The following is an 11,866-nucleotide window of genomic DNA, read 5'->3' as shown; positions in this document are numbered from 1 at the left end:
TGGTTATTCTCCCGAACCTTTAAAAAAAACCGGCCGCCGTGTGGCAGCCGGTTTTGAATTTGGTACTTCTGCGCACCAATCAGATAGCGAAGCTGGTTCCGCAGCCGCAGGACGAAGTGGCGTTCGGATTCCGGATCTGGAACGATTGCCCCATCAGATCATCGACGAAATCGATTTCCGAGCCGTCCAGATAAGGAACGGAGATGGAATCGATCAAAACCTTGGCACCAAGCTTCTCGATGATGATATCGTCGTCGGCCTGCTCATCGACCAGGTCGTATTTATAGGAGAAACCGGAACACCCGCCGCCTTCGACAGAAACGCGAAGGGCAGTCTTTCCCGGTTCCGATCCGAGAATCTTGGCGATCCGCTTTGCTGCGGAATCTGAAACGGTAATGCCTGTCATCTGCTTTGTTCCGTTTGCAATTGCGAATATGAACCGGGTGATTTCTCCAGATTTCCGATAGCCGCATACTTGCCTTCATGGTTAGCTGATAGCTATGAACGCGAACTGCGGAAGTCAATGTCTGTACTGGGTCCGCACCAATTTGGCGTAATCATATTACAGTGAAGGATGCATCGCAATGTCGCTGGAAGGAATAGGCTTTGGTTATCGCGAACGCGCGCCCTATGCCTGTGATCCTGCACAGAGTCGCGGCCGTCTGGTGCCTGAGTCGGAGAGCCCGACACGCACGCCATTCCAGCGCGACAGGGACCGCATCATCCATTCCACGGCTTTCCGCCGTCTGAAGCATAAGACGCAGGTTTTTATCGCGCACGAGGGCGATCATTATCGAACGCGGCTCACGCATACGATAGAGGTCGCCCAGATTGCCCGTGCTCTGGCGCGCGCATTACGGCTCGATGAAGATCTTGCCGAAGCTGTGGCGCTTGTCCATGATTTCGGGCACACGCCCTTCGGCCATACCGGTGAGGAAGCGCTCAATGAGCGTATGAAGCCATTCGGTGGCTTCGATCACAATGCGCAGTCGCTCAGGATCGTGACCAAGCTCGAACATCGATATGCAGATTTCGACGGGCTTAATCTCTCGTGGGAAACGCTGGAGGGGCTGGTCAAGCACAACGGGCCTTTGTTGGGCGCATTTGCGACGCATCCCGATGTTGTTGTTCCATTGCCGATTCTCGATTTCAATGAACGCTATGATCTGGAGCTCACGCGGTTCGCTAGTCTGGAAGCGCAGTGCGCGGCCATTGCCGACGATATTGCATATAACGCCCATGATATCGATGACGGTCTGCGGGCAGGGCTTTTGAGCCTTGATGCGCTTGACGAGGTGCCGTTGACGAAACGCCTGCTCGATCTCGTGCGGACGCGTTATCCCGACCTTGATCCCGTGCGAACCGGACACGAACTGGTGCGCAGGCAGATCACGATCATGGTGGAAGACGTGATCGAAGAGGCCCAACGTCGTCTGGCAGCGGCAAAGCCGCACAGCGTGGAAGATGTGCACGGTCAGTCGCATGCACTGGTGGCGTTTTCTGATTCCATGCGCACCGACGAAAAAGTGCTGAAGCGGTTTCTCTTCAAGAACCTCTATTTCCACGACAGCGTCGTGGTGCGCAGGCACGCCGCCGACAAGATTCTTCAAGACCTTTTTGACGCCTGTTTTGCCGACCCAATGATCATGCCACCAGAATGGCAATCAGGCTGCGAGACGCTGGATGAAGCATCGCGAGCACGGCGGATAGCTGATTATCTCGCCGGGATGACTGACAATTATGCCGTGCGAGAACACCGACGATTGTTTGACCACACACCCGATTTAGCTTAATCGGGGCCAAACGAAGCGGCATCTATCGGTAAATTGACCTGATCCCGCACTTTATTGGAACGAGCCGACACCGGAAAAGCAGGACTAAAAGCCCGGCGTAAGCCTGACAGGACAGACCATGAATATCTTTGCAGATTTCGACGCACGTATCAAAAAGACGTTGCAAGATATTGATCTGAAACCGAAAGACGGTGGCGAACTCGATCTTTCGCGCATCGGTGTCGAGCCACCGCGAGATGCTTCCCATGGCGATATCGCAACCAATGCTGCAATGGTGCTCTCCAAGGCTGTTGGTGAAAACCCGCGCGAACTCGCGGTTCGGATAGCTGAAGCTCTTGCCTCGGATGAAGATGTCGAAACTGTCGATGTTGCGGGTCCGGGCTTCATCAATCTGCGTCTCAAGGCCGCTTATTGGCAGCGTGAACTCTCGGCGATGCTGAATGAGGGTACTGATTTTGGTCGTTCCAAGCTTGGTTCCGGATTGAAGGTGAATGTCGAGTATGTTTCGGCAAACCCGACCGGTCCCATGCATGTGGGCCATTGCCGCGGTGCGGTTGTGGGCGATGTTCTGGCTAATCTGCTGAAATTCTCAGGCTACGAGGTAGTCAAGGAATACTATATCAACGACGCCGGGGCGCAGATTGATGTGCTGGCGCGTTCCGCGATGCTGCGTTATCGCGAAGCGCTAGGCGAGAATATCGGCGAGATTCCGGCTGGTCTTTACCCCGGCGACTATCTCGTTCCGGTCGGGCAGGAGCTTGCCAAGGAATTCGGGAAGAAGCTTCTGGAAATACCGGAAGCCGAAGCGCTCGCTCTCGTAAAGGATCGCACGATCGACGCCATGATGGCGATGATCCGTGCTGATCTCGATGCGCTCAATGTGCATCATGATGTGTTCTTCTCCGAGCGGAAGCTGCATGTGGATCACGCACGGGCGATTCGCAATGCAATCAACGATCTGACGCTCAAGGGCCATGTTTATAAGGGCAAGCTTCCGCCTCCAAAGGGCCAGCTTCCGGAAGATTGGGAAGACCGGGAGCAGACATTGTTCCGTTCGACGGAAGTGGGCGACGATATTGACCGTCCGCTGATGAAGTCCGATGGCGCTTTCACTTATTTTGCTGGCGACGTCGCGTATTTCAAGGACAAATACGACCGTGGCTTCAACGAGATGATCTATGTGCTGGGCGCCGACCACGGTGGCTATGTCAAGCGTCTGGAAGCGGTCGCGAGAGCCGTTTCCGACGGTAAGGCCAAGTTGACAGTGCTGCTCTGCCAGCTCGTCAAGCTGTTCCGTGATGGCGAACCTGTGCGCATGTCGAAGCGGTCGGGCGAGTTCATAACGCTGCGCGAGGTCGTGGATGAGGTCGGCCGCGACCCGGTTCGTTTCATGATGCTTTACCGGAAGAACGACGCGCCGCTGGATTTCGATTTTGCCAAGGTGACCGAGCAGTCGAAGGACAACCCGATCTTCTACGTGCAATATGCTTCGGCGCGTTGTCACTCGGTTTTCCGGCAGGCTGCCGATCAACTTGGGCTTGCCGATCTGGACCGAGTCGGCATGGCTGCGCATTTCAACAAGCTGACCGATGAAAGCGAAATTGCACTCGTTCGCAAGCTTGCAGAATATCCGCGTCTGATCGAGGCTGCGGCTGTTCATCAGGAGCCGCATCGGCTTGCATTCTATCTTTATGACCTCGCCAGCGCGTTCCATTCGCAGTGGAATAGAGGCACAGAGAACCCGGACTTACGTTTTATTAAGGTTAACGATCCAGACTTGTCGCTAGCCAGGCTAGGGCTGGTACAGGTTGTTTCCGATGTACTGCGTTCCGGATTGACGATAATCGGTGCGGACGCTCCAACGGAAATGCGCTAGAGTATAGTTTGAAGGTGAGAGCCTTTGAGACGGATTATACTCGAAGATTGGTCACCGCAGTGAGCGGACCGCGAAATGCGGGTCGAGATGTTTTCGGTGACCACTCGGCTGTCACGAAGCTGTTCAGGTCGAAAGACTGATTGAAGGCAAAAGTTGGCAAGTCGAACAGGTGGGAGGCCATAATGAACGCAAGTCATTGGTCTTCCTTCTGGCGCAGGAAACTTCCGTCAACTTTTGCCCACATTGCCTCGCTAAAAAGCAATGTATGGAGACGTCTTGCGACGTCCAGGGTTTGAGTTAGGAACACGTTATGACGGACAGCAGTGCAAATCCCCGTAATTACGGCGAGCGTCCGTTGCACGAAGACGATCCGCTGATGGAATTGTCACGGATCATGGACTTCGGCACGCCTGCTGATGATAACGTCGCTTGGAATGAGCGCCGCCCCACTCACTTCGAGGATAACCGGACAGATCCCGGCTTCGATCCCGCGCTGGATCTGGAGCGCGAGCTGCTCGGTGACTTCAATGATTATTCTCAGCCTACGGACCAGTCGCAGTTCGAAGCAACGCCCACGCGCGATGATTCCTACCCGGCGGGCGAAACGCTGATACATGAGGAAGAACTTGCGTCCGCTCTGGAAGACGAACTTGATCTTCAGATGAGCGAGGATGAGCAGGCGCCAGCTTTGGCAACGCCTTCGTTCGAAACATTGGAGTTCGAAGAGGCGGACCGCAGCGAGCCTGTACCGCAATTCGATTACAACGATTATTCGGCTGCACGCGATTCGAACGACGAGGGTTACGCTGCATCGTCGATCTACAGCCGCCGGGAAACCGTTGAGCCGGTACATATCGATCAAACTGACTACGATCCGACGATCTATCAGCCAGCCATAGAGCCGCATGAAGAGGCTTACCAGCCTGCACGCGAGCACGATTGGAATGTTCAGGCCGTAGAACCCGCTGAGCAATCCTATGCCGCTGTCACGGCACCCGTTTCGCTTGAGGACGAGCTGGAGAATCTCCTTTTCGGAGACGAGCCACAGCCAGTATCTCACGACGCGACGTACTTCTCACATGTTGCGCCTGCAGCAGCGGCAAATGTCCAGCATGATGCGGCGTCGGTGCGGAATCATGTTTATCAGGATGAGCCTGAGCTGGCAGACCTGCATTTCGACGATTTGCAGCTCGATGAGCAGGCTTATGACAATGGACCTCAGTCTGCCGCATCAGTTGCGCCAGTCGAAGCTTACGCGCCCCAGACGGTTCCTGCGGGGTACCCGTATTACACGCGGAGCAATTTCTCCTCGGAAGCTTCAGGACAAGATACGGTCGCGACAACACCGCAGGCTGATTATGCGCCTGTTGCAGGCTTAGCGTCCTCTCATGACGATGATGACGATTTCTCGTTCGATGACGACTTTTCGTTCGACATTGAAGACACTGCAGTTGCTGCCGAAGGAACAGAGGACGATCTTCCCGAAATGGCTGAGATCAGCCTTTCGGAAGACGATTTTGGTTTTGAACCGTCGGGCGATGTTTCCAAAATTCAGGATGAGAATGCCTTCGGCGAAGATGATTTCTTTACGGAAGACGATCTCGATCTGAGCACGGAAACTGAAGAGGAAACTGCTGCCTACGCGCATGCGGTGCGTTCGGACGATGATTACCGATCATCACCGGCTTCGTTCTCGCAGTTCGGAAGTACCCATACGACTGCCGTCAGTGCTCCGGCACCCGAAGTCGAAACATTGAGTGTGGCCGAAGAGAAGGTCGAGCAGACGCATTCCCTCGATCTGCCTGAAGTAAGCTACGGCGAAGAAGAGCCCAATGCTGGTCTGACTGATCTTGAAGCGGAATTCGCGGAGGTCTTCAACACGGTCGGTGCGGATGATTCAGCGAAATCCGACGCGCAGAGCGAGGCTGACAGGGCTTTTGAGGATATATTCCGTGAAAGCGCTTCAAGCTATCTGCCAAACTCCGGTGCCAGCCTTGGTGCCGCTGTCGGCGCTGCTGCAATGGGCGTTGGTGCTGCCGCATCTGCGGGAGTATATGGTCGCTCGCTGGCAACGCCACAGGCACCAGCGCAGCCAAAAGCCTCCAACCCATTGGGTAATGAAGACGATTTCTACAACCATTGGGCGGCCCAGGGTGCGCAGACCTTTGAGGGTGGCGACTACGGTGAACGTGCTGCGATGCAGCCGGAAGATGATCTTGGCAGTGCTGCCGAAGCCTATCGCAATCGTCCCGTCCGTGGCCGCCGTGGCCTTATCCTGGCCAGTGTAGCCGGCGTGGCAGTGCTTCTTGGCGGGATCGGCTATCATTTCATCGGAGGAAGCGGTTCCGGCGAGCCAGTTGTGATTCGCGCTGACAATCAGCCGATCAAGATGCAGCCGGAAAATCCGGGCGGCGCAACGGTGCCGAACCAGGACAAGGCAGTTTATGATCGCGTTGCTGGTACCCTGCCGAATAATCCGGAACAAAAGTCCCTGATTACTTCCGGTGAAGAGCCGGTGGACATTTCAGGTACGGATGACAGCGAGAACATGGCGGACAATACGCCGGACGAACAGCCAGTGGCGAATAATGCTCCGGTCGAGAATCAAAATACGAACCACAATGCGCCGTTGGTTCAGCCGCGCGAAGTGGAAACCATGATTGTTCGTCCGGATGGCTCTATCGTCCACCCATCTCCTGCTCCGCAGGAAACGGCTTCGCAACTGCCTCCTGCAAACACCCCGCAGCCGGCCGCGCCTGCTGGCGGTGATGAAATCGGCGCACTGGCGGCTGGCAACACACCTGCAGAACCGGTCGCGCAAGCACCTGAACCGGCTCCTCAGGCACAACAGCCTCAGCCTGCTGCGGAAGCTCCCCGTCTTCCGGCCCGCGCTCCGGTGGTGCCGTCACGGCCTGCTGAACAGCCAGTCAACATCGTCGGCAATGTTCCGCAGCGTACGCAGGCACCTGCAGCAGCGAGTTCAGCCGCTGCCACGGCTGCGCCGCAGGTTGCATCGGCAGCAGGGGCAGGCGGTTACTTCATCCAGATCGCTTCGCAGCCATCTGCCGAGCTGGCACAGAAATCTTATGCCAATATGGCGCAGAAGTATGGCAGCGTGATCGGTGGCCGTAGCGTCGACATCAAGCGCGCCGACATTCCGGGCAAGGGCACCTACTATCGTGTCCGCGTTCAGGGCGGTTCCAAGGAAGATGCATCCGCACTTTGCGGACGCCTCAAGTCTGCGGGCGGTAGCTGCTTCGTGACGCAGTGATTTATCAGACACTGAATATTGAAAGGGCGGCTTCGGTCGCCCTTTTTCATGGTCCACTATCTAGTGGATTGAATTTGACGTTTGATACCTGTTCGATATAAATCATGTTTCAAACGTCAAATTCGAAAAATCCACTAGATTCATAAAGTTACTAGTGGTCTTTTTGATTCCGACATTTGCTCAGCGCTCATATCCGAGGGATGCAAATGTCGGAATCAGACCACTAGCCCTGATTTTTTCAGCTAAACCGAAACAGGGATACTTGAGTACAGCATTTCCAGACGATTTGAAGGACGAGCGCATGAAAGAGTGCAAGGCATGGATTGCAGGTGTGTCGGGAACGAAACTTACTCAGGATGAAATTGCGTTCTTTCGTGATGAAAGACCCTGGGGCTTCATTCTTTTTGCGCGCAATGTTGAAAGTCTGGAACAGGTTTCGGAGCTGACGGCGCATATGCGCGACCTGACGGGCAGGGACCAGACACCTGTTTTCATCGACCAGGAAGGTGGCCGCGTACAGCGCCTTCGCCCGCCGCTCGTTCCAAACTATCCTTCGGCCTCGGAAATCGGTGCGATCTATGCGCGTGATCGCGAAGCTGGTCTGCGCGCTGCATGGCTTCATGCTCGCCTGCATGCATTCGATCTGCTGAAGGTTGGCGTCAATGTAGACTGCCTGCCGGTCCTCGACGTGCCAGTCGAAGGTGCACATGATGTCATTGGTGCGCGAGCATATTCCAAGAACCCGCATGCGGTTGCGGAAATGGGGCGAGCTGCTGCGGAGGGCTTGCTTGCTGGTGGTTTGTTGCCCGTAGTCAAGCATATGCCAGGGCATGGCCGCGCGTTTGCCGACACGCACAAGGAATTGGCCCGCGTAACTGTTCCACTGAATGGACTGGTCGCGCATGATTTCGTGCCATTCAAGGCGCTCAACGATCTGCCGATGGCGATGACGGCGCATGTCGTGTTCGATTGCATCGACCCGCAGCGTCCATCGACATTGTCGCCGACTGTCATCAACACGATCATTCGCGACGTCATCCAGTTCGACGGTCTCGTCATGAGCGACGACATTTCCATGAAGGCGCTCTCGGGCGGACTTGGCGACATTGCAGACGGCATCATCGGTGCCGGTTGCGATATGGTTCTTTATTGCGCTGGCGTAATGGACGAACTGAAGCAGGTTGCAGCGCGTGTGCCGGTTCTTGAGGGCAAGGCGAAGCGCCGTGCCGATCTGGCCGAAGTCTATGCAGGCGATCCCGATCTTTCCGACGAGGACGAACTGCGTGCAGAATTCAACGCCATGTTCGAACTGATAGCGTAATCGTCAAAACTTGGTAAACTGAGACGGTCGGCGGGCTGATCCGCCGACGATCTTATCAGCAGGGAAACGGGTTTGGCGGCATCGGGAGCAGACGCAGACGGCAAAGACGGCACGCTCGTGCCGATGGATGCGCTGTGGCAAGGTGATCCCGAGCGCAGCGAAAGCGAACCGTCTCTTCTCATCGATGTTCAGGGATTTGAAGGTCCTCTGGATCTGCTGCTCCATCTTGCACGGAGCCAGCGCGTTGATCTTGCCCGTATCTCCGTTCTGGCGCTCGCGGAGCAATATCTGGAATTCGTGGAAAAGGCACGCGTGTTGAGCCTTGAACTTGCAGCCGACTATCTCGTCATGGCTGCCTGGCTCGCCTATCTCAAGTCGAAGCTCCTGATTCCGAAGCAACAGGGTGACGACGGAGCAACAGGCGAAGAATTGGCAGCTTCGCTGCACTATCGTTTGAAGAGGCTTGAAGCCATGCGCGATGCGGCGGCGAAGCTCGTCAATCGCAATCGGCTGGGGCGGGATGTCTTTGCGCGCGGCATGCCGGAAATGGTCATGGTGGACAGGACCAGCCAGTTTTCCGCGACATTGTACGACCTTCTCACCGCCTATGCTTCACAGCGGCAGCGGCAGGCCGTGTCGCAGGTGCAAATCGCCAGGCGGGCAGTCTGGTCGCTGAAAGAAGCACGGGTGGCGCTTGTGCGTTTGATGGGAACGGTTGGAGACTGGGTTTCTCTCGACCGGTTCTTGATCGACTATGCGCTTTCACCGCGCGAGAGGGCCTCGGCACTTGCGAGTTCCTTTGCCGCCAGTCTCGAGCTGGTGCGCGAAGGTAAGCTGGAAGTCAGGCAAAACGCTCCTTTCGAGCCGATCTATATCAGGGCGACGGTAGATATCAGCGAATTGGATGAGGACGAGGATGTCTGAAGCGGAACGTCAAAATCTGGCTGAAATTGATAGCGATGATTATCTGATGGATGAAGAAGCTTCCGTCTCGACGCAGGGGCTCGCTGAACTCGCACGTATTGTGGAAGCCATCGTTTTCGCATCTTCCGAACCCGTTTCCGAGCGCGCATTGGCGGAACGTCTGCCTGCCAATGTGGAGGTTGCGCCTGTTTTGAAACATTTGCAGAAAATATATGAAACGCGCGGTGTGCATCTTGTACAGGTTGGCGGTGCATGGGCGTTTCGCACCGCGCCCGATCTCGCCTTTCTCATGAGCCGCGAAGCTGTCCAGCAGCGCAAACTGTCTCGCGCCGCGATGGAAGTGCTGGCCGTCATTGCCTATCACCAGCCGGTCACGCGCGCCGAGCTGGAAGACATTCGCGGTGTCGAAACCTCAAAGGGCACACTTGACGTCCTTATGGAGACGGGCTGGATCAAGCTGCGCGGCCGCCGCCGTACACCGGGTCGTCCGGTCACTTACGGAACAACGGAGTCTTTTCTTGACCATTTCGGCCTTCCGGAAATCCGAGATTTGCCCGGACTGGAAGAGCTGCGTGGGGCAGGGCTTCTATCCGCACGCATGCCATCAAGTTTTGCAGTTCCGGCGCCGAATTTAGACCCGGATGAGCTGACCGAAGATGAAGAGCCGCTCGAAGACATAGATCTGGAAAGCCTCGGCTTGCTCGCCCCACGTGGTGAATAGTCTCACCCCGGTCTTTGGAGCCAATTTTATTTGTAGCAAAGCCGTTCACCGTCATACTTCTGTTTGAAAGATTTGTTGAAAGCGCTTAAATCGTAATTGGCATTGCAGGAACATGCCGCGCATTCGCGGCAATGAGAGGAATGAAATGGGTAGCTTTTCCATCTGGCACTGGCTGATCGTTCTGGCGGTTGTCCTTCTTCTGTTTGGCCGCGGCAAGATTCCCGAGCTGATGGGTGATGTTGCCAAGGGCATCAAGAACTTCAAGCAGGGCATGTCCGACGAAGACGCTAAGGATGAAGCCAAGGATTCGGGCCGTACGATCGACGCCAAGGCTGACGAAACTGTCAACGACGTCAAGAAAACCACCAAGTCCTGATCTAACGGATAAAGCATGCTGCGTGCACGGAAACGCGCGCAGCATATTTTGCCATTTACAAGTGCGGTTTTCCGCCGAAAGACGGGACGCGCGCGCGAATTGCGCGGGGTATCAAGAATATGTTCGATATCGGTTGGTCTGAACTTCTGATTATTGCGATCGTGATGATCGTAGTGGTCGGTCCCAAGGATTTGCCGAAAATGCTGAGGGCATTCGGCAAGGCAACCGCGCGTATGCGCGCTACCGCCAACGAGTTCAAGCAGCAGTTCGACGAGGCCTTGAAAGAGGCAGAGCTTGAGGATGTCAAGAATATCATTGATGAAACCCGCAAGCTCGACCCGCGTTCAAAGATTACGCAGGTATTCGATCCGATTCGAAGCGCAGGCGAGGATTTACGCTCTGGCCTTCAGTCCACGTCTTCCATGTCTCCGGCGACTCCTGAAAAGGCCGCTGAAGTGACGACACCCGTCGATGCTGGTGGCAAACTGGTGCCGCCTGCTGTGGAGCCGCTGGCGGAAAAAGCCGAAGCACCCCAAAAGGCGGCGCGCAAGACGGCAGCCAAGGCACAGAGCAAAGCGACCGAAGCCCCCGCAGCTAAAACGAAGGCCGCGCCAAAGGCAGCTTCTGTCGCAAAACCTGCTCCCAAGAAGCCCGTTGCAGCGAAATCGGAAACGGTAAAGGCCGAAACGGCCAGAACCGCTGCCGCACCTGCCAAAAAGACCACGAAAAAGACAGGAACCAAAGCGTGAAACGCGACGAGGACGAAATCGAACAGAGCGCAGCGCCTCTGCTTGAGCACCTGATCGAACTGCGCAGACGCCTGATTTGGGCAATTCTGGCATTTTTCGTGGCATTTATCTTCTGTTTCGCTTTCGCCAAACAGCTCTTCAACCTGCTCGTCGTGCCCTACCAATGGGCGCTCGACTGGGCAGGCATGGATCGTTCGAAAGCAGAACTGATCTATACGGCACCGCAGGAATTCTTCTTCACACAGGTGAAGGTCGCAATGTTCGGCGGTATTGTGCTGGCATTTCCGATCATTGCCGCGCAGATCTACAAATTTGTGGCACCCGGCCTCTACAAGCATGAGCGCATGGCCTTCCTGCCATTCCTGATCGCATCGCCGATCCTGTTTTTGACCGGGGGCGCGCTCGTCTATTTCTTCTTCACGCCGATGGTGATGTGGTTTTTCCTCGCAATGCAGCAGACCGGCGGCGGCGGCGAAGTGCAGATATCGCTTCTGCCGAAGGTGTCGGAATATCTGAGCCTCATCATGACGCTCATCTTTGCTTTTGGTCTGGTCTTCCAGCTACCGGTGGTCACGAGCCTGATGGCCCGTGTCGGTCTGGTGACGTCGGCTGGCCTGAAGGACAAGCGCAAATATGCAATCGTCATCGCCTTCATCGTGGCGGCAGTCCTGACGCCGCCCGACCCGGCGAGCCAGATCGGCCTTGCCTTGCCGACGATCCTTCTCTACGAGATTTCAATCATCGTGGCTCGCATGATCGAGAAGAAACGGGATGAGGCGCAGGAATCCGCTGACGCCGAGAACGACGCTTCATCGTCCTGATTTGTCACTCTGAT

Annotated in this window: 10 protein-coding genes; 9 read left to right on the top strand and 1 reads right to left on the bottom strand. The window is 55.8% G+C overall.

Going from position 1 to position 11,866, the window contains the following annotated elements; all coding sequences use genetic code 11:
- Nucleotides 1-79 precede the first annotated feature (79 nt).
- On the bottom strand, nucleotides 80-406 hold the full coding sequence (erpA, locus tag FIB18_RS04520; RefSeq protein ID WP_140019629.1) for an iron-sulfur cluster insertion protein ErpA: 327 nt from the start codon (nucleotides 404-406) through the stop codon (nucleotides 80-82).
- A 178-nt stretch (nucleotides 407-584) separates the two neighbouring features.
- Between erpA and FIB18_RS04515 the strand changes: the two genes are divergently transcribed.
- The 9 genes from FIB18_RS04515 (at nucleotide 585) to tatC (ending at nucleotide 11,852) form a co-directional block, all read left to right on the top strand.
- The gene (locus FIB18_RS04515; protein ID WP_140019628.1) at nucleotides 585-1,793 is read left to right on the top strand and encodes a deoxyguanosinetriphosphate triphosphohydrolase; all 1,209 of its coding nucleotides are present in this window, start codon (nucleotides 585-587) and stop codon (nucleotides 1,791-1,793) included.
- Between the two features lie 118 nt (nucleotides 1,794-1,911).
- On the top strand, nucleotides 1,912-3,669 hold the full coding sequence (gene argS / locus FIB18_RS04510) for an arginine--tRNA ligase (protein WP_140019627.1): 1,758 nt from the start codon (nucleotides 1,912-1,914) through the stop codon (nucleotides 3,667-3,669).
- A gap of 310 nt (nucleotides 3,670-3,979) precedes the next feature.
- Nucleotides 3,980-6,940 (top strand): SPOR domain-containing protein, encoded by a 2,961-nt coding sequence (locus tag FIB18_RS04505; protein ID WP_140019626.1) that lies wholly within the window; start codon nucleotides 3,980-3,982, stop codon nucleotides 6,938-6,940.
- Nucleotides 6,941-7,241: 301 nt separating this feature from the next.
- Nucleotides 7,242-8,261, top strand: coding sequence for a beta-N-acetylhexosaminidase (gene nagZ / locus FIB18_RS04500; protein ID WP_140019938.1), 1,020 nt, complete (start codon nucleotides 7,242-7,244; stop codon nucleotides 8,259-8,261).
- A 72-nt stretch (nucleotides 8,262-8,333) separates the two neighbouring features.
- A complete protein-coding gene (locus FIB18_RS04495; RefSeq protein ID WP_140019625.1) occupies nucleotides 8,334-9,185 on the top strand; it encodes a segregation and condensation protein A in 852 nt (283 codons plus the stop codon).
- Nucleotides 9,178-9,906, top strand: coding sequence for an SMC-Scp complex subunit ScpB (gene scpB / locus FIB18_RS04490; RefSeq protein ID WP_140019624.1), 729 nt, complete (start codon nucleotides 9,178-9,180; stop codon nucleotides 9,904-9,906). The genes FIB18_RS04495 and scpB overlap by 8 nt, the downstream gene beginning before the upstream one ends.
- 145 nt (nucleotides 9,907-10,051) lie before the next feature.
- Nucleotides 10,052-10,282: a twin-arginine translocase TatA/TatE family subunit gene (locus tag FIB18_RS04485; protein ID WP_140019623.1), complete on the top strand. Its 231-nt coding sequence runs from the start codon at nucleotides 10,052-10,054 to the stop codon at nucleotides 10,280-10,282.
- Nucleotides 10,283-10,401: 119 nt separating this feature from the next.
- Complete coding sequence (gene tatB / locus FIB18_RS04480) at nucleotides 10,402-11,031, top strand: Sec-independent protein translocase protein TatB (RefSeq protein ID WP_140019622.1); 630 nt, start codon at nucleotides 10,402-10,404, stop codon at nucleotides 11,029-11,031.
- Entirely contained in the window at nucleotides 11,028-11,852 is an 825-nt protein-coding gene (gene tatC, locus FIB18_RS04475) for a twin-arginine translocase subunit TatC (RefSeq protein ID WP_140019621.1), read from the top strand. The genes tatB and tatC overlap by 4 nt, the downstream gene beginning before the upstream one ends.
- Nucleotides 11,853-11,866 lie beyond the last annotated feature (14 nt).

Source organism: Brucella pecoris (assembly GCF_006376675.1).
GTDB classification, from domain to species: domain Bacteria; phylum Pseudomonadota; class Alphaproteobacteria; order Rhizobiales; family Rhizobiaceae; genus Brucella; species Brucella pecoris.
The sequence above is the reverse complement of the archived record's forward strand: the minus strand, read 5'-3'. Positions and strand labels throughout refer to the sequence as shown.